This is a genomic window from Bradyrhizobium sp. SUTN9-2 (assembly GCF_003122645.1).
GTDB lineage: Bacteria > Pseudomonadota > Alphaproteobacteria > Rhizobiales > Xanthobacteraceae > Bradyrhizobium > Bradyrhizobium yuanmingense.
In genome coordinates, this window is sequence record NZ_LAXE01000001.1 from 1151135 (window position 1) to 1174092 (window position 22958).

The window sequence follows — 22958 nt, forward strand, 5'->3', positions numbered from 1 at the left end:
GCGTTACGCCGCCTTCTTCAGCGTGCCGGCCTGCTCGGCCACGCCGAGAAGATCGCTTTCCTTCATGATCAACAGCTCCTCGCCGTCGATTTTGACCTCGGTGCCCGACCACTTGCCGAACAGCACCCGGTCGCCGACCTTGACGTCGAGCGGCACAAGCTGGCCCTGCTCGTTTCGCCCGCCCGGCCCCACGGCGATGACCTCGCCCTGCTGCGGCTTCTCCTTGGCGGTGTCGGGAATGATGATGCCGCCGGCGGTCTTCTCCTCGGCATCGATGCGGCGCACGAGCACACGGTCGTGCAACGGGCGGAAATGCATGCACATCCTCCTTGGGTAGGTTCAGCGATGTCCAAAATCCGGGTCCGGAACCGGCCCCCGGGCGGCAAACGACCTAGGAATACGCGGATTTCTAGTCAAGAGGACCTGCAAAAATTTTTGCGCTACTTCAAGATTCTTGTCCGGATCCTTTGGATGTGCCGCCGTCCCTGTCACGCCTGCTTGGCGGGCGAGGTGCATCGGCTTGGGCCCGCAAATCTCGAGAGCCGCCCTTACTGGTCATTTCCATGTGAGGATGATCCCATATAGCCCCTTGAGGTCCGCTTTGGGTCAAAAGCGGTAACGCTCTGCCGAGCAGAAGATTTCCGCTCCTCCCTCAGGAGCTAACATTTCTTCTATGAGTCCGCCTTAGCGGCCTCGCCCCGTCCCCTCATTGAGCAAACACGCGACCTGATGCCCGTCACCGGCGTCCAGCAGCGCCGGGCGTTCCGTCTTGCACCGCTCCATCGCAAACCGGCAGCGGGTGTGAAATGCGCAGCCTGACGGCGGATTGACCGGGCTCGGCACGTCGCCGTCGACCAGCGGCGCGAGCTTCTTCGCCAGCGGGTTGGCGACCGGCACCGAGGCGAGCAGGGCCTGCGTGTAGGGATGCCGGGGATTGCGGAACAGCTCGTCCTTGTCGGCGATCTCGACGATGCGGCCGAGATACATCACGGCGACGCGGTGGCTGATATGGGCGACCACGGCGAGGTCGTGCGCGATGAAGAGATAGGAGAAGCCGTGCTGCCGCTGCAGGTCGATCAGAAGGTTGATCACCTGCGCCTGGATCGAGACGTCGAGCGCGGAGACCGGCTCGTCGCAGACGATCAGGCGTGGCCCCAGCGCCAGCGCGCGGGCAATGCAGATGCGCTGGCGCTGACCGCCGGAGAATTGATGCGGGAAATTGCGCATCTGGTCCGGCCGCAATCCCACCTGCTCGAACAGCCTTGCGACCCGCGCGTCCAGCTCCTTGCCGGTGGCGAGCCCGTGCACGGCGATCGGCTCGCCAACGATGTCGCCGGCGGTCATGCGCGGATTGAGCGAGGCGAACGGATCCTGGAACACGATCTGCATCGAGCGGCGATGCGGCCGCATCGCCGTTTTCGACAGATGCGTGATGTCCTCGCCGTCGAGACGGATCTGGCCCGAGGTCGGCTCGACCAGCCGCAGCACGCTGCGCGCCACCGTGGACTTGCCGCAGCCGGATTCGCCGACGAGGCCGAGCGTCTCGCCGGTGCCGAGCGCGAACGAGACGCCATCGACCGCGTGCACGGTGCCAACCTGCCGGCGCAACACGCCGGCGCGCACAGGGTAGTGCTTCTTGAGGTCGGTGACTTCGAGCAACGCCTCGGTCATGCCACCTCCGCGACTTCTTCGGCGCGCCAGCAGGCGGCCAGATGCCCGCCGCCCCAATCTGCCAGCGGCGGATATTCGGCCTCGCAGCGCTTGATGGCGAGCTTGCAGCGCGGCGCGAAGGCGCAGCCTTGCGGCAGCCGCACCAGCGACGGCACCGTGCCGGGGATTTCGTTCAGCCGCGCCTGCGCGGCGGCGCCGGAGGCCGGCACGGCCGGGATCGAGGCCATCAGCCCGCGCGTATAGGGATGCTTCGGCGCGGCGAACAGCGCCTCGACGCTGGCCTCCTCGACCTTTCGCCCCGCATACATCACGATCACGCGTTGCGCGGTCTGCGCGACCACGCCGAGATCGTGCGTGATCAGCACGAGCCCGGTGCCGAGCTCCTTCTGCAGGTCGAGGATCAGCGCCAGGATCTGCGCCTGGATGGTGACGTCGAGCGCGGTGGTCGGCTCATCCGCGATCAGGAGCGCCGGCCGGCAGGCCAGCGCCATTGCGATCATCGCACGCTGGCGCATGCCGCCGGAGAGCTGGTGCGGATACTCGCGCGCGCGCCGCGCCGGCTCGGGAATGCGCACCAGCCGCAGCATCTCGACGGCGATGCCTTGCGCCTCTTTCGCCGAGATATGCCGATGCAGCCGCACCGCCTCGACGATCTGGTCGCCGATCCGCATCACCGGATTGAGCGAGGTCATCGGCTCCTGGAAGATCATGGAGATGCGATTGCCCCTGACCGCGCGCATCTGCGCCTCATCCAGCGCCAGCAGGTCGGTGCCTTCCAGCGAGACGGAGCCGCCGACGATGCGGCCGGGCGGATCGGGCACGAGACGCATCAGCGACAGCGCGGTCACGCTCTTGCCGCAGCCGGATTCACCGACGATCGCCAGCGTCTCGCCGCGCCTCACGCTGAAGGAGAGGTCGTCGACCGCCTTGAACAGGCCGGAATTGGTGAAGAACACCGTCTTCAGGTTCTTCACGTCGAGCACGAGATCGGTCTTGTCCGCCATCAGCCGCGCTGCCTCGGATCCAGGATGTCGCGCAGGGCGTCGCCGAAGAGGTTGGCGCCGAACACTGCGAGGCTGATCGCGACGCCCGGGAAGATCACCAGCCACGGCGCGGTGCGGACATATTCGGCGGCGGATTCGGACAGCATGCGTCCCCACGACGGATAGGGTTCGGGAATGCCGAGGCCGAGGAAGGACAGCGAAGCCTCGGTCAGGATGGTCGAGCCGAGCTGCGCCGTCGCCAGCACGATCAGCGGCGCCAGCGTGTTCGGCAGCACATGGCGCAGCGCAATCCGCATCTCGCTCATGCCGATCGACTTGGCGGCCTCCACGAACGGCTGCTCGCGCAGCGCCAGCGTGTTGGCACGGATGACGCGCGCCACCGTCGGGATCAGCGGAATGGCGATGGCGATGATCACGTTCGGCAGCGAGGGCCCGAGCGCGGCCGTCATCACCAGCGCCAGCACCAGCAGCGGCAGCGCCTGCAGCACGTCGGAGACGCGCTGGAACACCAGATCGAACCAGCCGGAGAGATAGCCGGAGGTGAGGCCGACGATCACGCCGATGGTGCCGCCGAGCACGGTCGAGCCGATGCCGACCGCGAGCGAGATCCGTGCGCCGTGGATGATGCGGCTGAACACGTCGCGGCCGAAGGAATCGGTGCCCATCCAGTGCGCCCAGCTCGGGCGCGCCAGCGCGCGGGCGGAATCGACCGTCAGCGGATCATAGCGCGCAATGACATCGGCGAAGATCGCCGTCAGCACGAACAATGTCATGATGACGAGCCCGGCCGCGCCCAGCACGTGCCGCTGCGCCATGAACAGCACGCGCCGCCAGCCCCCGGTCGCATGCGCCCCGGCCCGCCTCAGCTCAACGTCGAAGTCGATCGCGGCCAAGCTGATCTCCTAATCCGTGTACCTGATCCGCGGGTCGAACACCGCGTAGAGCATGTCGACGGTGAAATTGGCGAACACCACCACGACCGCGATGAACATCACGAGGTTCTGCACGATCGGATAGTCGCGCCAGCGGATCGCCTCCACCAGGAAGCGCGCGACGCCGGGGATGTTGAACACGGTCTCAGTGACGATCAGGCCGCCGATCAGGAACGCGGCCTCGATGCCGATCACGGTGATCACGGGCAGGATCGCGTTCTTCAGCGCGTGGTGATAGTTCACCGCCGCTTCGGAGGCCCCCTTGGCGCGGGCGGTACGGATGTAGTCCTGCCGCAGCACCTCCAGCATCGAGGAGCGCGTGATGCGCATGGTCAGCGCCGCGCTGCGGAAGCCGACGGCGGCAGCCGGCACGGCGTAGGTCGCGAACGCCTCGAGCCAGGTCTTCGGGTTGGGATTGAAGATCGGCATCTGCCCGAACATCGCCACGGACGCTGTGAGGATCAGAAGGCCGAGCCAGAACGAGGGCAGCGACAGCCCGCTGAGGCTGACGACGCGAAGCGCGTAGTCGAGCTTCGTGCCCTGCTTCACCGCGCTGATGACGCCGAGCGGAATGCCGATCGATGCCGAGAACAGCAGCGCGAGGCCGGCGAGCTTTGCCGTGATCGGAATCCGCGGCAGGATCTCCTGCAGCGCCGGCTTCTCCGAGACGTAGGAGAAGCCGAAATCGCCGCGCATGAAGCCGCTGATCCAGTGCCAATATTGCACGATCAGGGGACGGTCGATGCCGAGCTCCTTCTCCAGATTGGCCTTGTCGGCCGGGTCGACATAGCCGGCGGCGGCGAACAGGATGTCGACGATGTTGCCCGGCACGATGCGCAGCAGGAAGAAGATGACGATCGAGATCCCGAACAGGGTCACGAACATCAGGAACAGGCGCCGCACCAGATAGGCAAACATGCACCGCCCTCCGCGCCAGCCGTTAGCGTCGCGTCACTTGTCGAGCCACACGTCCTCGTAGCGGAAGCCGTTGTAGGAGCTGTTCGACATGATCGTGACGCCCTTGACGTGGGGGTGCCAGCAGGTGCCGGCGCGGGCATGGAAGATGATCGGGCGGGCGACGTCCTCCTGCAGCTTCTTGTCGATGTCCCACACCAGCGGCCTGCGCTTTCCGATGTCGGTCTCCTGCGACTGCACGTCGAACAGCTTCTCGATCTCCTTGTTGCAATAATTGGTGTAGTTCCGCTCCGAGCCGCAGGCATAGTTCTCGTAGAACGACTGGTCGGGATCGTCGACGGCATTGCCGGTCAGGTTGAGGCCGAGCATGTAATCCTTGCGCGCGACCTTCGGGAACCAGTTCGCGGTTTCCACGACGTCGAGCTCGCCGTCGATATAGATGGTCTTGAGCTGGTCGATCAGGATCACGGCGGGGTCGCGATATTCCGCGATGTTGCGCGTCGAGACTTTCACGGCGAGGCGCTTGTCCGGACCGTAGCCCGCCTTCTGCATCAGCTTCTTGGCTTCCTCGCGGTTGGCATTGATGTCGCGGCCATAGCCAGGAATGGTCTCCAGCCGGTCCTTCGGCATGCCCCAGAGGCCCTGCGGCGGCGGCAGCATGGTGCCACCGATGTCGCCCTGGCCTTCGAACAGGATGTCGACGAACGCCTTGCGGTCGAGCGCGAGCGCCATCGCACGGCGGATGTCGATGTTGTCGAACGGCGCGGAGGTGGAATTGACGATGATGTTGGTCGAGACGTTGGTCGGCTCGACGACGCAGGTCGCATTCGGCGCCTGCGACTTGATGTCCTTCAAAAGCGGGATCGTGATGTGCGTCGGAAAGGTCATGTCGAACTTGCCGGCGACGAAGGCCAGGATCGCGGTCGAGCGGTTGGTGATGATGGTGTACTCGATGCCGTCGAGATAGGGCAGGCCCTTCTTCCAATAATTGGGATTGCGCGTCAGCTTGATCGATTCATTGGCCTTGAACTCGACGAATTTGAACGGCCCGGTCCCGATCGGATGGGTGCGCATGTCCGCCGGCGAGACATGACAGGGATAGACCGGCGTGTAGCCGGAGGCGAGCATCGCCAGCAGCGAGGGCTGCGGCCGCTTCAGGTCGAAGGTGACCTCGAACTCGCCGTTGGTCGTGACCTCGTTGACCTCGCTGTACCAGGCCTTGCGCGGATTCTGCCGCAGCTTCTGCTGCGACTTGCCCATCAACAGATCGAAGCTGCATTTGACGTCGGCCGAGGTGAACGGCTTGCCGTCGTGCCATTTCACGCCCTGGCGCAGCTTGAACGTCAGCTTCTTGTTGTCGCTGCTCCAGGACCAGCTTTCGGCGAGGTCCGGCCGCAGCGTATCGGGGCTGTTCTGCGCGATGTGCTGATCGTAGATGAGGAGATTGTTGAACACCCCCATGAAGGGAATGTTGATCGAATAGGTCGCGCCCTCGAGGATCGAGGCGTTGGCCGGACTGTCGCGGTGATACATCCGCAAAATGCCGCCCTGCTTGGGCTCGCCGGCGAGCGTGGCAGTTGAGGCCGTCAGCACAGATAACGCCGCCATTGCGGCGAGCGCCCACACGCTCCGCATGCTCATCCTCCCTGGACCTCGGCCTTTTGCGGCCTGTTTATCCAGACGATAGCGAGGCGCGTGCAGCGAGGCAACCCGCAAGGCTCGCTGCGCCCTCGACAATTCGGATGACGGAATATCTCAGGCGCTTCTCTCACGATGGGGAGTGCAGGTGCGAAGAGCCGATTCCTGTGCAGAGTTTGCGCGAGGTCGCATCAGCAACCTCCGCTGTCATCCCGGACAAGCGCGCCCTAAGCGCGCGCCGATCCGGGATCCATAGCCAAAGGGAGGAGTTTGGCGAAGACTTGGAGTTGCCAGCTCATGCCGCAACTCCTCCCTGGGGTTATGGGTCCCGGGCTCGCGACTTCGTCGCGCCCCGGGAAGACAGTTGCGTGTATGGCGCTTGCTTGCGCACCTTACGTAGCGGAAACCCTCACACGATCCGCGAGACCTTGTTCCCCCAGTACCGGTCCCGCAGCAGCCGCTTGTACAGCTTGCCGGTCGGCAGCCGCGGCAATTCCTTTTCGAAATCGACCGAGCGCGGCACCTTCTGCCGCGACAGCGACTTTGCGCAGAACGCGATCAGCTCCTCGGCGAGCGCCGGCCCCGGCTCCACGCCGGGCATCGGCTGCACCACCGCCTTCACCTCCTCGCCGAGATCGGCATTGGGTACGCCGAACACCGCGGCGTCCGCCACCTTGGGGTGGGTGATCAGGAGGTTCTCGCATTCCTGCGGATAGATGTTCACCCCGCCGGAGATGATCATGAAGGTGGCGCGGTCGGTCAGGTATAGGAAGCGGTCGGCATCGACATAGCCGACGTCGCCGACCGTGCTCATGCTCCCATCGGCAGAGCGCGCCTCCTTGGTTTTCTCGGGATCGTTGAAATATTCGAACGGCGTTGCCGTCTTGAACCAGACCTGGCCGGGCGTGCCGGTCGGGCATTCCCGCATGTTCTCGTCGAGAATGTGCAGGTCCCCGAGCAGCACCTTGCCGACGGTGCCGCGATGCGCCAGCCATTCCTCGCTGTTGCAGGCGGTGAAGCCGAGGCCTTCGGTGGCGCCGTAATATTCGTGGATGATCGGTCCCCACCATTTGATCATCTCGTCCTTGACCTGCGGCGGACAGGGCGCGGCGGCGTGGATGGCGATCTCCAGCGAGGATAGATCGTAGCGGGCGCGCACCTCCTCCGGCAACTTCAGCATGCGCGAGAACATCGTCGGCACCAATTGCGTGTGGGTGATGCCCCATTGCTCGACCAGCTGCAGGTAACGCTCGGGATCGAAGCTTTCCATGATGATCACGGTGCCGCCCATGCGGATCGTGAGGTTCACGGCCGCCTGCGGCGCCGAATGATAGAGCGGCGCCGGCGACAGGTAGACCATGCCCTCGCGGTAGTGCCAGAGCCTCAACAGGAAATCGAACAGCGGCAGATTGTGCTTCGGCTTCTCCTCCGGCAGCGGGCGCAGGATGCCCTTAGGTCGTCCCGTCGTGCCGGAGGAATAGAGCATGGCGGTGCCGAGCCACTCGTCGGGAATCGGCGTTGCCGGCAGGCCGGCGGTCACCTCCGATAGGCCAACGATGCGCTCGCTCTCGCCCGGGCCGTCGGCGACGATGCAGAGCTTGATGTCGGGACAAGCCTCGATCGCCTCGCGCGCGATGGCGAGCTTGGCCATCGACGTTATCAAAATCTTCGACTGGCTGTTGACGAGCAGATAGGCGAGCTCGCCCGGCGTCAGGAACGAGTTGATGCAGGTGTAGTAGAGCCCGGAGCGCTCGCCCGCGCCGCAGACTTCGAGATAACGCGCATTGTTCTCCATGAAGATCGAATAATGGTCGAGCCGCCTCAAGCCGTGCTGGCGGAACAAGTGCGCCAGCCGGTTGCTGCGCGCCTCCAAGTCGCGATAGGTGACGGCCTCGCCGGTCGCCGCCATGATGAAGGCGGGCTGCAGCGGACGCAGGCGGGCGTGGTGACCTGTGTACATCGATCCTCCGGATGTCGATCAGGCGGCAAGCAGCAGGATCTCGCGCACATCGGCGGGGCCCTCGATCTTGCGCGGGTTGCGCGGAATCCAGTTCGTGCGCATCGCGGCTTCCGCGATCGCGTCGAAATGCTCCGGCGAGATGCGCACGTCGGCGAGGCTGCGCGGCATGCCGAGCGAGCGGATGAAGGCATCGAGCACGTCGGCAGCATTGCGGCCGGGATAGCCCATCGCGGCCGCGACGATCATCTGCCGCTCGGCATTGTCGCGCGCGTTCCAGCGCATCACCGCCGGCAGCATGACGCAGGAGGTGTAGCCGTGCGGCACGTCGAAGGCCCCGCCCAGCACGTAGCCGATGCCGTGGCTCGCGCCCATGGGCACGCCGGCGGCGAGGGCGCCCATCGACAGCCAGGTGCCGATCTGCGCGTCCATCCGCGCATCGAGATCTAAAGGGTCGGCCTTCACCCGCGGCAGCGCGTCGGCGAGCATGGCGAGGCCCTTCACCGCCTGCGCATCGGCGTAAGGATGCGTCTCGCGCGAGCAGATCGCCTCGACGCAATGGTCGACGGCGCGGATGCCGGTCGACAGGAACAGCCATTCCGGCGTGTGCACGGTGATGGCAGGATCGAGGATGGTCGCGCGCGGCACGGCGAGCGGATGCCGCAGCATCTGCTTCACGTGGCTCGCGCGGTCGGTGACGCCGGCGATCGATGAGAACTCGCCGCCGGCGATCGTGGTCGGCACGCTGACCTGCCGCGCGATGGGCGCCTTCATCTCGGGCGCGACGCCCTTGTGCACGCGGATGCGGTCGATGCCGGCGATATCGTCGATGCCGTTGGCAAGGCAGAGCTGCACCGCCTTGGCGCCGTCGGTGATGGAACCGCCGCCGATTGTGACGATCAGATCCGCCTCCGCCGCGCGCGCCGCTTGTGTCGCCGCGATCACAGCCTCGCGCGGCGTATGCGCCGGCATCGCATCGAACAGGCCGGCGCAGCGGGCGCCGAGCGCCTCTCTGATTTTCGTGATTACGTCGGTTTGCCGGTTCAGCGTCCCCGACACCATCAGGAAGGCACGGCTCGTTCCGAGCCGGTCCATCTGCGCGACGATGGCACCGGCCGCAGGACGGCCGAACACGACCTCCTCGATCGCGCCGAACACGACACGTCCCTGGTGCACGCCTGTCTCCCCGGACAATTCGTTGGTGTTGTTGTGGCCGCAATCTAGCCGACCCCGCCACGTCAGTCATGCGCGAAGACGCTGACCGTTTGCAGCGCAGGGGCGGGGCTGTTGCATGTGAGATGTGGCGGCGGCCGGCGCGCACGCCTCGTCCTTCGAGACGGCGCTACGCGCCTCCTCAGGATGAGGCTCATCGGCGCCGGTGCCCGTCGAGAAACTGCCGCCGCGCACTCCACCCTCATCCTGAGGAGCCCGCTTAAAGCGGGCGTCTCGAAGGATGGCTGCAAGGGAAAATCTCTCCAAGGCGAGTCCTTGCCACAAAGGCAGGGCCGCAGGGCCAGCAACCGGCCGCTATCCCCTCAAAACACCACGCCCACGCGCGTGCCGCGCTTCCAGGCGATGCGGCAGCGCTTCTTGGTGTTGACATGCAGCAGCTCGAAGCGATCGGGAATCGCCACCTGGCCGCCGAGATCGACGCAGGCTCCGCCGGGCGAATAGTCGATCAGCGTGCACGGGATCACCGGCGCGCGCGGGTCGGTGATGATCTTGGCCTGGCGTGACACCAGGCCCGCGGGCTTCACACGGACAAACTTGCGCGGATGCATTGGCACGTCTCCTCCAATTCCGCAGGTCGCGGCGGCTGATCTGTCCCAATCATGGAAAAGAGTTGATGCGATCCCCCTAAGCCGCGCCCGAGAATTTTAACGAAAAGTGTCAGCGAAAGCAGAAAGCGCCGGTAGCGGGCTGCCACCCTCCCTGGAGGGGAATGGCGATGTGGCGCGCGTCTGTCTCCGCACCCGTCATTGCGAGCGAAGCGAAGCAATCCAGAAATCCCTCCGCGGAGGCAGCCTGGATTGCTTCGTCGCAAGGGCTCCTCGCAATGACGAGCAGCGAGCCGTGCCCACGCCCTCACTCCGTCACCGGCACCACCTCGATCCCCGCCGCCAGCCCCGGCGGCACCGGCATCGGCACCGTCACGTAATCCTTCGGCAGGTTCACCGGCCGGTAGTCCGGCTCCACCGCCATGCGCTTCAGCACGCTCTCATGCACATGTGCGCCTTCGGGGATCAGACGCGGCTCGCCATCGGGGATGTAGAAGCCGAAATAGACTTTCCGCGCCGGCCATTCCCGGTATTTCGCGCGCTTCGGCAAAAACTCCAGCACGCGCCAGGCCGCCGTCATGGAATCGTGCAGCATGCCGCTCTTCCCGGTAAAAGCGGGCTCGACGTAGGTGAACGGCGAGTTCTTGCGCTGGACGCCCCAGGCGAGCTGGTTCACCGTGCGCGGGTTGAACTTCAGCCCGGCCTTCTCGGCCTCGTCGATCATCCACAGCAGCGGATATTTGGACTCGCCGCTCTCGGCCTCCGGATAGCCGCCGCCGACGTCGCAATGCACGCCGGCGAACCACACCTGCATGATGTCTTGCGGCACCTTCTTCTCGTCAGGCACGTAGCGGTTGCTCCAGAACTCCTGCGGCTCCGCGTAGGGCTTCAGGCGGAACATGCGCCGCCGCTCGTCGATCGCGATCGCCTGCCGGAAGATCCTGATGCTGGGATCGCGCAGTGTGAAGGCGAGCTCCTCCAGGCTCGGCCAGTAGAAGCGATCGGCGCGCGGCACGATCACGCTCGCCACCGTGTCCCAGACGCCGACGAAATGGATGGTCGGCCAGCGCGTCGAGGTGATGCGCGCGAACTGCGCGGCGAGGTCGAATTCGTCCTTCGGCAGCGGCCCGCTCTCGTCGAACACGATGTTCTTGATATCCTCGACGTCGTTGCCGCGCCCGCTGCCGGAATATTGCTTGTAGGCGATGAGGCCCGAGCCTGCGAGGTTCGCCTGCTCCGGCGAGATCAGACCAATTTTGTGGATCAGCCCCGCCAGCACGCGCACCGTGTAAGCCCCGCGCGAGAAGCCGAACAAATAGATCTTGTCGCCGGGCGCGTAATGCTGAACCAGGAAGCAATAGGATGACAGCACGTTGTCATCGAGCCCGTATCCGGTCGCGAGCCCCCACACCAGCTTGATGTTGGCCTTCCAGCGCCCCCACGTCGACGGCTCCGTCATGGTGCCGACCCCGGGATCGTAAAACACCATCTGCCTGGGCTGCGTCTTGTCCGTCTTGCGCAGGCAGCGATAGAGCTTCAGGACGTTGGAGATGTTCTCAGAGATCTCGTTGCCGGTGCCGTCACAGCAGATGACGAGGTTCTTGCCGGCGGGCTTGTGGTCGGCGGGGTGGGCGGATTCCATGGGATGCGCCTCCGGGGGATGCTACCGGGGCGAGTATAGCGGAAAATGGATGGCAGCGAGGAGGCGACGTCGCCGGCACCCGGTCCCATGGCCGAAGGCTGTGTTGACATTAATCTCTTGTTAACCATGCGGTTGCCTAATGTCGACGATGGGGGATCACCATGTCGGCCCATGTGACGCGACGGAAGTTGATGCCTGTTTCGGCCGATCCGGCCATGCGGTCGATGGCGAGGCTGGCGGTTCGCGCCAAGGCCGTCCTACAGGGCAGAACGCCTGTCCTATGGAGCAAAGCCATGTTCGCAAGGGACGACTTAGTGGACAATCTCAGCCGCGATCTCGATCGCGCGCGCGGCAGACGCGATGCGCTCGCATCCGAAGCCACGACCCTGACGGCCCAGATCGCCGAAATTGAAGCCCGCCTTTCGGAGGAGAAGAAAAGGCGAGAGCGTGAGCGCGTCCTGAGCGAGATCGAACTGATCAAGACGCGAATCAAGCAAGCCGCCGGAGCGTTTGCACCTGTCGTGGACGGTCTCTCCAGGGCGGTCGAATCGGCGGCGGCCGTTGTGCCCGAGGCGCGCGAGCTCAATAGTTTCCTGGTGTCGGTGGCGACCGAGGTCGACAGCGTGCTCGATCCCCTGTTGCGTGAACTGGATCAGCGCGCGGATGCAGTGCGATCCGGCCACGCGGCGCTGGACTTGCCGAGTTCGGCCGTTGAAGTGCCGCCCGTCGAGCTGCCGAAGGACACCAACGAACGCCTGCTGCGCTTTCCGGCCTGGCTGTCCCGCGACAAGGAAACGGACAAGGAAGCAGCGGAGAAGCCGCACAGCACGGCGGCCTGAAGCCTCGGCGGCTGCGCACGCTCTACGCCGTCATTCCGGGGCGCGCCTCTTGGCGCGAGCCCGGAATCCATACTCACGATGGTGGTTATGGATCCCGGGCTCGCGACTTCGTCGCGCCCCGGGATGACAAGTTGTCGTTGGGCTCGCTGGTTGCCGAGCAGGTAACTTCCCCGCTCGCCGCCGCTCAGTTCGCCGCGCGGCGCAGGAAGGCCGGAATATCGAGAGCGCTCTCGTCGGGCGCATTGCGCGCAGGCGCACGCCCGTAAGGATCCAGCGGCTGAAGCGCCGCCTGCTGCGCATGGTCCAGGCTCGGCCGTGCCGGCGGTCCCACGGGGTGGTGCGGCTGCGGCCGCAGCGGCGGGCTTGCCGCTTGCGGAAGGGGGGCACTGCGCTCGATGCGATCGGCGATGCGGCGGCCGTCGTTGCGCAGCCTGCCGGCGAGCTGGGTGAGGGCGGTTTCCACTGGTAGCGCCTGCGCCGGATCGAGATTATCGATACCCGTCGCCACCACCGAGACGCGGACGATGCCCTCTAAGCTTTCGTCAAACGACGCACCGACGATGATGTTGGCGTCCGGGTCGGCTTCGTCGCGAATGCGGGTCGCCGCTTCGTCGACCTCGTACAGCATGAGATCCTTGCCGCCGGTGATGGAGATGATGAGGCCACTGGCGCGCTTGATCGAGGGATTCTCGATCAGGGGATTGGAAATTGCGGCCACGGCGGCTGCGAGCACGCGCTTCTCGCCGGAAGCCTCGCCCCGTCCCATCATGGCCTTGCCCTTCTCCTTCATGACGGAGAGGACGTCGGCAAAATCGAGATTGATCAGGCCTTCCTTGACGATGAGGTCGCTGATGCAGGCCACGCCCGAATAAAGCACCTGGTCGGCAAGGGCGAAGGCATTGGCGAACGTGGTCTTCTCGCTGGCCACACGGAACAGGTTCTGGTTCGGGATGATCAGGAGGGTGTCGACCGTCTTCAGCAGCTCCTCGATGCCGGCTTCGGCAAAGCGCATGCGGCGCGAGCCCTCGAAGTAGAACGGCTTGGTGACCACGCCGATGGTGAGAATGCCGAGCTCGCGCGCGATTCTGGCGACGACGGGTGCAGCCCCGGTGCCGGTGCCGCCGCCCATGCCTGCCGTCACGAACACCATGTGCGCGCCGGTTAATTGCTCGCGGATCGTGTCGATCGCCTCTTCGGCTGCGGCGCGTCCCAGTTCCGGCTGCGAGCCGGCGCCGAGGCCTGCGGTTACCCGCGTGCCGAGCTGGATGAGGCGGTTCGCCTTCGACATCGCCAGCGCCTGCGCGTCGGTGTTGGCGACCACGAACTCGACCCCTTGCAGCCCGGCCGTGATCATGTTGTTGACGGCATTGCCGCCGGCGCCGCCGACGCCGAACACGACGATGCGAGCCTTCATTTCATGAATATCGGTGTTGCCAGTCATTCTTCCCTCGCGATTGCTCCGGCAAGCCGGGGACTAAAGAAAGTTCTGAGTCCTACCTGCGGGCCGCGCGGTCTGCTTGCACAATGAAGGCGGCCAGATGTCCCAACCGACGCGCCGCGTGTCCCGCGATCGAGCCGCCAGGGCGGCGATCGCTCCGCAGCGCCGTCACTTCGTCTTCCAGTCGTGCCGCCCATGCATTGGCGGCCGTCGTCTCGGCGGCCGCCTGCGTCAGCTCGACGGCGAGGCGATCGGCGCGCTCGCGCTCGCGCTCGAACACGGCCCTGTAGGCGGTTGCGACGGATTCGAGCCGCGCGATCTCCGCCTTGAAGACCTCGGTCTTGACGGCTTCGATCCTGGCCAGGGAGGTCGCGATGGGATCTGCCCGGCGGGCTCGTCGCGGGCGGGGGGTGTAGCGGAGAGTGGCGAGATCGACGCTCACCACCGCCTTGCCGTCGTCCGACCGCGAGCGCGGCAACCGCCGACGCCGCGCCACTGCCCGCGCGGCCTCGCGCGAGACATTGAGGCGGGCACCGAGATCGGCATACGTCAACAACTCAACGCACATCCGCGCTTCTCCTGGAGCGAACCGGGAAGGGATTTCGAGCTAGTGATGGCTGGACGATTGCAGCAGGCTAGGATGCGTTGGTTAATGGACGGTTAACGCGCGCGCGAGCTGTTTACGGGTGGCGCTGCGGTGACGGCCGCCGGAGTCGAAGGGCGCCATCTGTCGCGGCGTGGGCTTGTCCGTCTTGCGCAGGCAGCGATAGAGCTTCAGGACGTTGGAGATGTTCTCCGAGATCTCGTTGCCGGTGCCGTCCAACAGATGGACGAGGTTGTTCGGTGAGGGGGCGCGGTCGGTGTCGCGCGCGTGCTCTACGGGGCGTGCCGGCGGATGCTACCGGAGCGAGTATGGCGGAGAACCAAGGCCATCGGATGAAGGGGCATCCCGAGAGGAGGGAAATGGTGTGCTGGGGTGCAGCGCGGCAAAAGTGGCGTCGAGTGCGACCACAGGTTGCGCGAATCGAAAACTTTGGGCAAGTTAGATTTATATTTTGACAAGGGCGTAGGCGTATCTAAAAGGCGGTCGATTGATTCTCAACTTTCCGACGGAATTCGTCTTGAAATTGCTCACGAGTGGTGAGGCGGCGACTCAAATTTGGAGCAACTAAAAGATGCTTAGATGAGTCGCCGCACGCAAGTACACTTTCGTCGGTACGCAGGCGCCGCCCACAAAACAAAAACGGCCGGATCTTCCGATCCGGCCGCTACTCAAACTCTACTGGCTAAGCTTACGCCACGCGACGCCACTTAGCCCCCGCCCAATTCCAAAAAATCTCAGCTCGCCTGCTTCGCAGGCTGGGTGTCGCCGACCTTCTTCTGGATGGCGCGCTTCAGCTCGACCGCGCGCGGGGAGAGCGCCTCGGTGCTGGCCTTGAGCAGGTAGGCATCGAGGCCGCCATTGTGGTCGACGCTCTTGATCGCGTTGGTGGAGACGCGCAGGCGCACGTTGCGGCCCAGGGCTTCCGAGATGAACGTCACGTTGACGAGGTTCGGCAGGAAGCGGCGCTTGGTCTTGATGTTGGAGTGGCTGACCTTGTGGCCGACGAGGGGGCCCTTGGCCGTCAGTTCGCAGCGGCGAGACATGGCATAAATCCTTTAGTTCGAACCCCCAACGAGTGCGGCCGCCATTTCGGCGCCACGGGGGCAAATTCTTTCGTCCTTGCAGGGAGCGGGCGGACGTATAGGGGGGAAGGGGCCTTGCGTCAAGGCGACGGGCCGTTTTTGGCCCGTCGTCCCGGGGCGGGCAGAGCCCGAACCCGGGATCTCGTGCCCCATCCTCGGTGTCATCGCCCGCGAAGGCGGGCGATCCAGTACTCCGCGGCGGCGCGGCTGACCAGAGGCACTGCGGCGTACTGGATGCCCCGCCTTCGCGGGGCATGACAGCTGAGGGTGGGGAGAGCTCGGAACGCCCCCCGTTACCTTCCGATCACCAAAACGGCAATGATTGTCGCCCTTACCATCACATAAAGGGCGTATTCGCCCTCGAAGAGTCCGGTGGAGTTCCCGGGGCTGCATGCCCCGACACATTGTTTGTCGCCGGTTTTGGCTTAAGTAACAGCATATCGCGCTCTGATTGGATTGTTTCGTGCCGACAACGCTTCATTTCGCGCAAGTCCTGCGCTCAGCCTGTCTGTGTCGGGGCGTCCGCTTGGACGTCCCCTTGGCCGGCCGGCTGATGGCGCTTTGTGGCCTGGCGGCGGTGCTGGGCCTGGCGTCCGGCGCAGCGCCCGCGGCGGCGCAAGGTAAGCTCGAGGCGCAATATGAGGCGACGCTGGCGGGCATTCCCGTCGGCAAGGGCGCTTGGAACATCGATATCCAGGACGACGTGTTCTCGGCGGCGGCCGCCGGCGGCACCACCGGGCTTTTGAAGTCGTTCACGGGCGGGTCCGGCACCGGCGCCAGCCAGGGGCGCGTCGTTGGCGGCGCGCTGGTTGCGACCGGCTACCAGGCCTCCACCACCACCCAGAAGAAGACCGAAGAGATCCGCATCACCCTCGACAAGGGCAATGTGAAGGATTTCGCCATTTTGCCGGAGCCACCGGTCGATCCTGATCGTATCGTCGTCACCGAGGCGCACCGCCGCGGTGTCTGGGACCCCATGACGGCCTCGCTGCTGCGCGTGCCCGGCACCGGTGATCCCGTTTCGCAGGACGCCTGCCACAGCTCCGCGCCGGTGTTCGACGGCCGCATGCGCTACGAGCTCAAGCTCGATTTCAAGCGCATGGAGACCGTGAAGGCGGAGAAGGGCTACAAGGGCCCGGTCGTGGTCTGCGCGATCTATTTCGTGCCGATCGCCGGCTACATCCCCGACCGCCCGGTGATCAAATACCTCGCCGCCCAGCGCAACATGGAGATCGCGTTCGCCCCGATCGCCGGCACGCGCATCCTGGTCCCGTTCTGGCTGAAAGTGCCGACGCCCCTGGGGCCGGCCATGCTGGAAGCCACCAGCTTCATCACGTCGCCCCAGCCGCCAAGGGTCGCGAAGACGCAGTAGGCAAGGAGGCCGCACCGCTCTCTCCGCCGTCATTCCGGGGCGCGCCCCTTGGCGCGAACCCGGAATCCATCAGGCCGCAGAGACGGTTGCGCGATGGATTCAGGGCTCGCGACTGCGTCGCGCCCTGGAATGACGAGCGTTCGGCGTAGGCTAAGCAAAATCAATCACTTACCTACTGTGCATGGGGTTGTTTTCGCACTCTTTGTTTGGCCAGCCCGCCTGCTCAGGGAATCCATTTGACTCCTCCCCGATTCTGATTCGACTCGACACCATCCCCAGCTTTAACCACCCCGGTCGCTTGTGCGCTCCCGCAAAACTCCATCTAGTGCGCAACCAAGACGAGTCCCGCGACATGTTGCGTGAACGGAACGGGACTCACAGGGGAGTCAGCGATTCGGCCGCGATTCGTTCTAGAGTCGTTCCGAAGCTTAAAGCGAACGGGAAAAGCGTCGCAAAGTGAGACAGTTGCGCGGGATTTGGGGCGGGCGTTTTCACGCCCGCGGTGTGCCCCTCACCCTGAGGAGGCCGCGCAAGCGGCCGTCTCGAAGGGCGAGGGGCTTGGCTCGCCCAGCAGCACCAGCCGGGCCTTCATCCTTCGAGACGCGCTGACGCGCTCCTCAGGATGAGGAACGAAGAGCCAGCCCCCTCACCGCCCCATCCAGCACTGACATTCGCCCAAATCGCCATTACCTAATCCGATAGACATGGCTTTTTCCTCCTCCCCCTTCGCTTCCGAGCGCGCACCCGGCGCGGGCGTCACTGCGGTGCTCGGTCCGACCAACACCGGCAAGACCCATCTCGCCATCGAGCGGATGCTGGCGCATCCCTCGGGCATGATCGGCCTGCCGCTGCGCCTGCTCGCGCGCGAGGTCTACAACAAGATCGCCGCTCGATCCGGCGAGGCCAGCGTCGCGCTCGTCACCGGCGAGGAGAAGATCAAGCCTAGGAATCCGCGCTATTGGGTCTCGACCGTCGAGGCGATGCCGCGCGATATCGACGTCTCCTTCCTCGCCGTCGACGAGGTCCAGATCGCCGCCGATCTCGAGCGCGGCCACGTCTTCACCGATCGAATCCTCAACCGCCGCGGCCGCGACGAGACGCTGCTCTTGGGCGCCGCCACCATGCGCCCGATCATCGAGCGCCTGTTGCCAGGCGTGTCCATGATCACGCGGCCCAGATTGTCGCAGCTCGAATTCGCCGGCGATCGCAAGATCACGCGCCAGCCGCGCCGCACCGCCATCGTCGCGTTCTCGGCCGATGAAGTTTACGCGATTGCCGAGCTGATCCGCCGCCAGCATGGCGGCGCCGCCGTGGTGCTGGGCTCGCTGTCGCCGCGCACACGAAACGCGCAAGTCGCGATGTTCCAGAACGGCGACGTCGATTATCTCGTCGCCACCGACGCCGTCGGCATGGGCCTCAATCTCGACGTCGATCACGTCGCCTTCGCCTCCGACCGCAAGTTCGACGGCTACCAGTTCCGCCGCCTGACACCGTCCGAATTCGCGCAGATCGCAGGCCGCGCCGGCCGCGCCACCCGCAACGGCACCTTCGGCACCACGGGCCGCTGCGCGCCGTTCGAGCCCGACCTCGTCAACGCGCTGCAGAACCACACCTTCGATGCCGTGAAGGTGCTGCAATGGCGTAATTCGAAGCTCGATTTCTCCTCGCTCGGCGCGCTCCAGGTCTCGCTGAACCTCGCCCCCGGCCACGAGACGCTGACGCGCGCGCCGATCGCCGAGGACATGCGCGTGCTCGATCACGCCGCCCGCGACGGCGAGGTGCGCGATATCGCGCAGGGCAAGGCTGCCGTGGAGCGGCTCTGGGAAGCCTGCCAGGTCCCGGACTACAGAAAGCTGTCGCCGGCCGCCCATGCCGAGCTGGTGACGACGCTGTACGGCTTCCTGATGCGCAAGGGCTGCATTCCCGATGCCTGGTTCGAGTCCCAGGTCACCCAGGCCGACCGCATCGACGGCGACATCGACACGCTCTCGGCCCGAATCGCCCAGATCCGCACCTGGACCTTCGTCGCCAACCGCCCGGACTGGCTGAAAGACCCGGAACGCTGGCAGGGGATCGCGCGGGAGGTCGAAAATAAATTATCGGATGCGCTCCATGAACGCTTGACTGAGCGTTTCGTTGATCGCCGGACCAGTGTATTGATGCGCCGCCTGCGGGAGAACACGAGCTTGAATACTGAAATCGGCAAGACCGGCGAAGTCATCGTCGAAGGCCATGTCATCGGCCGCCTCGATGGCTTCACCTTTGCACCGGATGCGGCGGAAGCCGGCTCCGATGCGAAAGCCTTGCAGGCTGCAGCGCAAGCGGTGCTCGCCGGCGAGATCAACGCGCGCGCCGAAAAGCTGGGCAATGCGCCGGACGATCAGTTCGTGCTCACCTCCGAAGGCATCATCCGCTGGACCGGCGATGCCGTGGCGCGCCTTGCTGCCGCAGACGAGGCGCTGCATCCGCGCATCCGCATCATCTCGGACGAGCGCCTGACCGGCGCGCCTCGCGACAAGGTGCAGGCGCGGCTCGAGCTCTGGCTCAAGACGCACATCGAAAAGCTGCTCGGGCCGATGTTCGAGCTGTCGAAGGCCGAGGACGTCACCGGCATTGCCCGCGGCATCGCCTATCAGCTGGTCGAGGCGCTCGGCGTGCTTGAGCGTCCGAAGATCGCCAGCGAGCTGAAGGATCTCGACCAGTCCTCGCGCGCCGTGTTGCGCAAATACGGCGTCCGCTTCGGCGCCTATCACATCTATTTCCCCGGCCTGCTCAAGCCCGCCGCGCGTGCGCTCGCCGCGCTGCTCTGGGCGCTGAAGCAGGACAATGTCGATCTCTCCGCGCTCTCGGGCGCGCAGCATCTGGCCTCCTCGGGGCGTACCTCGTTCCCGGTCGACAAGGCGCTGCCGCGCGATGCCTATCGCGTGCTCGGCTACAAGCAGGCCGGCGAGCGCGCGGTGCGCGTCGACATTCTGGAGCGCCTCGCCGACCTGATCCGCCCGGCGCTGGCTTGGCGCGAGAATTCGCCGGGCGAGAAGCCCGCCGGCGCGTTCGACGGCCGCAGCTTCGTGGTGACGCAGGCGATGACCTCGCTGACCGGATCTGCCGGCGAGGATTTCGCCTCCGTGCTGCGCGCGCTCGGCTATCGCATGGAGAAGCGCCCGCCGCTGCCGCCGAAGCCTGTGGTCGCCGAGCAGGTCGTGACCGAGCAGATCGTCACTGAGACCGTCGCGGCCGAGACGCCGCCCGCTGAAGGCAGCGCGGAGACCTCGACCGAGACTGCGGCTGAAGCCGTTGCCGGCCTGCCGGCTGAGGCCCCGGCCGCTGAGGCTACGGCCGAATCCGTCACCGTCGAAGACGCGCCCGGCATGGAGCCGCACGACGAGCCCGCTCCTGCGGCGGCTCACGAGGAGCCAGCGCTGGAAGCGTCTCCGGAAGCGCCCGTCACGCCCGAGGACGCCCCCGGAATCGCGCCGCCCGCAGAAGAGGCTGCGACGCCCGCCGAGGCTGCCGGCCTCGAAGCGGCTGCCGCCGAGACCGCCGCGACGGAAGCTGCTGCATCCCCCGATGCTGCCGCGCCTGAGGCAACAGTCGCACCGGCCGAGCCCGAGCTGGTCGAGGTCTGGCGCCCTGCCGGTCGTCACGAGGATCGCAAGCCGCGCCACGAGCGCCATCGCCATCAGCGCCACAACAACCAGCGTCCGCGGCCCGGCGCTGAGGCTGGCGCTGCACCCGATGCTGCGAGCGCCGCGCCCGGCGAAGCCGCCGACGGCGCGAAGCCGGGCCATCGTCACGGCGGCGGCCATCGCCGCGATGGCGGACGCGACTTCCGCAAGCCGCGTGAAGGCGGCGAGGGCGGTGAGCGCCGCGACGACCGCAATCGCAGCTTCCAGGGCAAGGGGGACCGCGACAAGGATCGCGATCGCAACCGCGACAACAAGAAGTTCGGCGGAGATCGCGACAAGGGCCGCGACAATCGCGGCCGCGACCGCGACAAGGGCCGCGACCGCCGTGATCGCGAGTCGGGTCCCTCGCTGCGTCCCTACGCCTCGAGCGCGAACCCGCGCGAGCGCGATCGTCCGATCGATCCGAACTCGCCCTTCGCCAAGCTCGCCGCGCTGAAAGAGCAGCTGGGGCGGAAGGAGTAATCCCACGACGACGACGACCGAGCGGCAGCGTATCGACAAATGGCTGTGGCACGCGCGGGTGGTGAAGGCGCGCACCTCCGCGGCCGAGCTCGTCGTCACCGGCCATGTCCGCGTCAACGGCGTGCGCGAGACGTCGCCGGGCCATGCGATCAAGCTTGGCGACGTCCTCACCATCGCGCTCGATCGCACCGTGCGCGTGCTGAAGGTCACCGCCTTCAACGAGCGCCGTGGCGATGCCGCCTCGGCTCGCGTGCTCTACGAGGAGCTCGGGACGCGCAATTAATTGCGCTTTGCATTCATTTCTTGATCGATCAAACACACAAAGCCGTCATGATCGGGCCTTCCCGACCTTGCGGCGCCCGGCCATCCGCGCTAGGCAAGCCGCGACTTCTAAAAGAGCTTTTCGGAGCGTTGGATGACTTACGTCGTCACTGAAAACTGCATCAAGTGCAAGTACACCGACTGCGTCGAGGTCTGCCCGGTCGATTGCTTCTACGAGGGCGACAACATGCTCGTCATCCATCCCGACGAGTGCATCGATTGCGGCGTGTGCGAGCCGGAATGCCCCGCCGACGCCATCAAGCCGGACACGGAACCGGGCCTCGAAAAGTGGCTCCAGGTCAACGCCGACTACGCCAAGAGCTGGCCGAACATCACCCAGAAGAAAGAATCACCTGCCGACGCCAAGGAATTCGACGGCATGGAAGGCAAGTTCGAGAAATATTTTTCTCCGAACCCCGGCTCTGGGGACTAATTCGCGTCCAAACTTAACCCTAATAGCGGCGCTGCCGCCGAAAACCAGCCCTGAAGACCCCTAAATCATTGATTTTTGCGGGAAATGTGCTATATTGGGCACATTAAGCCGAACCCCGTCAGCCCCGTTGGCCCCTCTGGGTTCCCGTGAAACCAAATGTCGAACAGGGGCGTGGCAGTTTCCGCGCGCAGGCTGTGTCACAGAAAACGCGTAAAAAGAGTACTTCAGCGAGGGCTTCCCATAAGGAGGCCAAAAAAGTCGCCGCGGCCAGCCGTAGCGCATCCAAGGGTCGGACCGCGACGAAGGCGCCGGCTGCAAAGTCCTCGAAGAACAAAAGAAGCGCAATGCCTAACAAGACTGCCAAACCGGCCGCGAAAGCGACCGCTGCCAAGCCTGCTGCCGCCAAGCCTTTGAATGTCAAGCCTGTGACTGCCAAGGCCCCCGCTGCCAAGCCCGCCGCGACGAAGGCTCCTGTTGCCGTTGCGCCCGCCAAGGCTCCCGTCGCCGCCAAGCCGGCCGCCAAGCCCGCGGCTGCGCCGAAGGTCGAGGAAAAGAAGGTCGTGACCCAGCGTCAGGGCTTCAAGGCCAACGAATTCGTGGTCTATCCCGCTCACGGCGTCGGCCAGATCCTGGCCATCGAGGAGCAGGAGATCGCCGGTGCGAAGCTCGAGCTGTTCGTCATCAACTTCATCAAGGACAAGATGACGCTGCGCGTGCCGACCGCCAAGGTCGCCAATGTCGGCATGCGCAAGCTGTCCGATCCGGCGCTGGTCAAGAAGGCGCTGGAAACGCTCAAGGGCCGCGCCCGCGTCAAGCGCACCATGTGGTCGCGCCGCGCCCAGGAATACGAAGCGAAGATCAATTCGGGCGACATCGTCGCGATCGCGGAAGTCGTGCGCGACCTCTATCGCTCGGAATCGCAGCCCGAGCAGTCCTACTCGGAACGCCAGCTCTATGAAGCGGCGCTCGACCGCCTGTCCCGCGAGATCGCGGTGGTGCAGCACTCGACCGAGACCGAAGCGGTCAAGGAGATCGAGGCGCAGCTCGCCAAGAGCCCGCGCCGCAATGCCAAGGCGGAAGCTGCCGAGGGCGAAGCAGACACGGATGCAGAGGGTGATACCGACGATACCGATGGCGACGACAGCACCGTCGCCGACGAGGCCGCGTAAGCCGGCACCGAACGC

20 protein-coding genes are annotated in these 22958 nt (G+C 65.4%); 6 read left to right on the forward strand and 14 right to left on the reverse strand.

Annotated elements, in window-relative coordinates; translation table 11 throughout:
• Positions 1–3: 3 nt before the first annotated feature.
• From groES to XF30_RS05410, 10 genes are all read right to left on the reverse strand, one after another.
• Positions 4–318, reverse strand: coding sequence for a co-chaperone GroES (gene groES / locus XF30_RS05365; protein WP_036020204.1), 315 nt, complete (start codon positions 316–318; stop codon positions 4–6).
• Between the two features lie 366 nt (positions 319–684).
• On the reverse strand, positions 685–1671 hold the full coding sequence (locus XF30_RS05370) for an ABC transporter ATP-binding protein (RefSeq protein ID WP_109142128.1): 987 nt from the start codon (positions 1669–1671) through the stop codon (positions 685–687).
• Positions 1668–2675: an ABC transporter ATP-binding protein gene (locus XF30_RS05375; protein WP_036002031.1), complete on the reverse strand. Its 1008-nt coding sequence runs from the start codon at positions 2673–2675 to the stop codon at positions 1668–1670. The genes XF30_RS05370 and XF30_RS05375 overlap by 4 nt, the downstream gene beginning before the upstream one ends.
• Positions 2675–3568: an ABC transporter permease gene (locus tag XF30_RS05380; protein WP_036020171.1), complete on the reverse strand. Its 894-nt coding sequence runs from the start codon at positions 3566–3568 to the stop codon at positions 2675–2677. Before XF30_RS05380 ends, XF30_RS05375 begins: the two co-directional genes overlap by 1 nt.
• Positions 3569–3577: 9 nt before the next feature.
• Entirely contained in the window at positions 3578–4525 is a 948-nt protein-coding gene (locus XF30_RS05385) for an ABC transporter permease (protein WP_036002026.1), read from the reverse strand.
• A 33-nt stretch (positions 4526–4558) separates the two neighbouring features.
• Entirely contained in the window at positions 4559–6157 is a 1599-nt protein-coding gene (locus XF30_RS05390; RefSeq protein ID WP_109145577.1) for an ABC transporter substrate-binding protein, read from the reverse strand.
• Positions 6158–6569: 412 nt separating this feature from the next.
• Positions 6570–8120, reverse strand: coding sequence for an AMP-binding protein (locus XF30_RS05395; RefSeq protein WP_109142129.1), 1551 nt, complete (start codon positions 8118–8120; stop codon positions 6570–6572).
• Between the two features lie 18 nt (positions 8121–8138).
• Complete coding sequence (locus tag XF30_RS05400; protein WP_109145578.1) at positions 8139–9293, reverse strand: iron-containing alcohol dehydrogenase; 1155 nt, start codon at positions 9291–9293, stop codon at positions 8139–8141.
• Between the two features lie 359 nt (positions 9294–9652).
• Positions 9653–9898 (reverse strand): PilZ domain-containing protein, encoded by a 246-nt coding sequence (locus XF30_RS05405; protein ID WP_036020176.1) that lies wholly within the window; start codon positions 9896–9898, stop codon positions 9653–9655.
• Positions 9899–10202: 304 nt separating this feature from the next.
• The gene (locus XF30_RS05410) at positions 10203–11537 is read right to left on the reverse strand and encodes a T6SS phospholipase effector Tle1-like catalytic domain-containing protein (protein WP_109142130.1); all 1335 of its coding nucleotides are present in this window, start codon (positions 11535–11537) and stop codon (positions 10203–10205) included.
• A gap of 161 nt (positions 11538–11698) precedes the next feature.
• On the opposite strand from XF30_RS05410, the gene XF30_RS05415 reads away from it, so the two are divergent.
• Entirely contained in the window at positions 11699–12376 is a 678-nt protein-coding gene (locus XF30_RS05415) for a hypothetical protein (RefSeq protein ID WP_109142131.1), read from the forward strand.
• 184 nt (positions 12377–12560) lie between these two features.
• On the opposite strand, the gene ftsZ is transcribed toward XF30_RS05415, so the two are convergent.
• The 4 genes from ftsZ to rpmB form a co-directional block, all read right to left on the reverse strand.
• On the reverse strand, positions 12561–13817 hold the full coding sequence (ftsZ, locus tag XF30_RS05420; protein ID WP_109142132.1) for a cell division protein FtsZ: 1257 nt from the start codon (positions 13815–13817) through the stop codon (positions 12561–12563).
• 52 nt (positions 13818–13869) lie between these two features.
• A complete protein-coding gene (locus tag XF30_RS05425; protein WP_192893040.1) occupies positions 13870–14382 on the reverse strand; it encodes a hypothetical protein in 513 nt (170 codons plus the stop codon).
• 81 nt (positions 14383–14463) lie between these two features.
• Positions 14464–14640 (reverse strand): phospholipase effector Tle1 domain-containing protein, encoded by a 177-nt coding sequence (locus tag XF30_RS40035; RefSeq protein ID WP_502696157.1) that lies wholly within the window; start codon positions 14638–14640, stop codon positions 14464–14466.
• 512 nt (positions 14641–15152) lie between these two features.
• The gene (gene rpmB / locus XF30_RS05435; RefSeq protein WP_109142134.1) at positions 15153–15461 is read right to left on the reverse strand and encodes a 50S ribosomal protein L28; all 309 of its coding nucleotides are present in this window, start codon (positions 15459–15461) and stop codon (positions 15153–15155) included.
• Positions 15462–16068: 607 nt separating this feature from the next.
• On the opposite strand from rpmB, the gene XF30_RS05440 reads away from it, so the two are divergent.
• The 5 genes from XF30_RS05440 to XF30_RS05465 all read left to right on the forward strand — a co-directional run bounded on the left by XF30_RS05440 (position 16069) and on the right by XF30_RS05465 (position 22943).
• Positions 16069–16872, forward strand: a complete 804-nt coding sequence (locus tag XF30_RS05440) for a DUF3108 domain-containing protein (protein WP_370143494.1) — start codon at positions 16069–16071, stop codon at positions 16870–16872.
• A 704-nt stretch (positions 16873–17576) separates the two neighbouring features.
• Positions 17577–21020 (forward strand): helicase-related protein, encoded by a 3444-nt coding sequence (locus XF30_RS05450; protein ID WP_109142135.1) that lies wholly within the window; start codon positions 17577–17579, stop codon positions 21018–21020.
• A 31-nt stretch (positions 21021–21051) separates the two neighbouring features.
• A complete protein-coding gene (locus tag XF30_RS05455; protein WP_074447665.1) occupies positions 21052–21303 on the forward strand; it encodes an RNA-binding S4 domain-containing protein in 252 nt (83 codons plus the stop codon).
• Positions 21304–21435: 132 nt separating this feature from the next.
• Positions 21436–21774, forward strand: a complete 339-nt coding sequence (gene fdxA / locus XF30_RS05460; protein ID WP_018643465.1) for a ferredoxin FdxA — start codon at positions 21436–21438, stop codon at positions 21772–21774.
• 344 nt (positions 21775–22118) lie between these two features.
• On the forward strand, positions 22119–22943 hold the full coding sequence (locus tag XF30_RS05465; protein ID WP_074447640.1) for a CarD family transcriptional regulator: 825 nt from the start codon (positions 22119–22121) through the stop codon (positions 22941–22943).
• Positions 22944–22958 lie beyond the last annotated feature (15 nt).

What these genes read in the sequence shown, in the direction of transcription:
- groES (WP_036020204.1), bottom strand. Translation starts at nt 318, where the DNA reads ATGCATTTCCGCCCGTTGCACGACCGTGTGCTCGTGCGCCGCATCGAT.
- XF30_RS05410 (WP_109142130.1), bottom strand. Translation starts at nt 11,537, where the DNA reads ATGGAATCCGCCCACCCCGCCGACCACAAGCCCGCCGGCAAGAACCTC.
- XF30_RS05385 (WP_036002026.1), bottom strand. Translation starts at nt 4,525, where the DNA reads ATGTTTGCCTATCTGGTGCGGCGCCTGTTCCTGATGTTCGTGACCCTG.
- ftsZ (WP_109142132.1), bottom strand. Translation starts at nt 13,817, where the DNA reads ATGACTGGCAACACCGATATTCATGAAATGAAGGCTCGCATCGTCGTG.
- XF30_RS05425 (WP_192893040.1), bottom strand. Translation starts at nt 14,382, where the DNA reads ATGTGCGTTGAGTTGTTGACGTATGCCGATCTCGGTGCCCGCCTCAAT.
- XF30_RS05390 (WP_109145577.1), bottom strand. Translation starts at nt 6,157, where the DNA reads ATGCGGAGCGTGTGGGCGCTCGCCGCAATGGCGGCGTTATCTGTGCTG.
- fdxA (WP_018643465.1), top strand. Translation starts at nt 21,436, where the DNA reads ATGACTTACGTCGTCACTGAAAACTGCATCAAGTGCAAGTACACCGAC.
- XF30_RS05405 (WP_036020176.1), bottom strand. Translation starts at nt 9,898, where the DNA reads ATGCATCCGCGCAAGTTTGTCCGTGTGAAGCCCGCGGGCCTGGTGTCA.
- XF30_RS05465 (WP_074447640.1), top strand. Translation starts at nt 22,119, where the DNA reads ATGCCTAACAAGACTGCCAAACCGGCCGCGAAAGCGACCGCTGCCAAG.
- XF30_RS05415 (WP_109142131.1), top strand. Translation starts at nt 11,699, where the DNA reads ATGTCGGCCCATGTGACGCGACGGAAGTTGATGCCTGTTTCGGCCGAT.
- XF30_RS05395 (WP_109142129.1), bottom strand. Translation starts at nt 8,120, where the DNA reads ATGTACACAGGTCACCACGCCCGCCTGCGTCCGCTGCAGCCCGCCTTC.
- rpmB (WP_109142134.1), bottom strand. Translation starts at nt 15,461, where the DNA reads ATGTCTCGCCGCTGCGAACTGACGGCCAAGGGCCCCCTCGTCGGCCAC.
- XF30_RS05375 (WP_036002031.1), bottom strand. Translation starts at nt 2,675, where the DNA reads ATGGCGGACAAGACCGATCTCGTGCTCGACGTGAAGAACCTGAAGACG.
- XF30_RS05450 (WP_109142135.1), top strand. Translation starts at nt 17,577, where the DNA reads ATGGCTTTTTCCTCCTCCCCCTTCGCTTCCGAGCGCGCACCCGGCGCG.
- XF30_RS05370 (WP_109142128.1), bottom strand. Translation starts at nt 1,671, where the DNA reads ATGACCGAGGCGTTGCTCGAAGTCACCGACCTCAAGAAGCACTACCCT.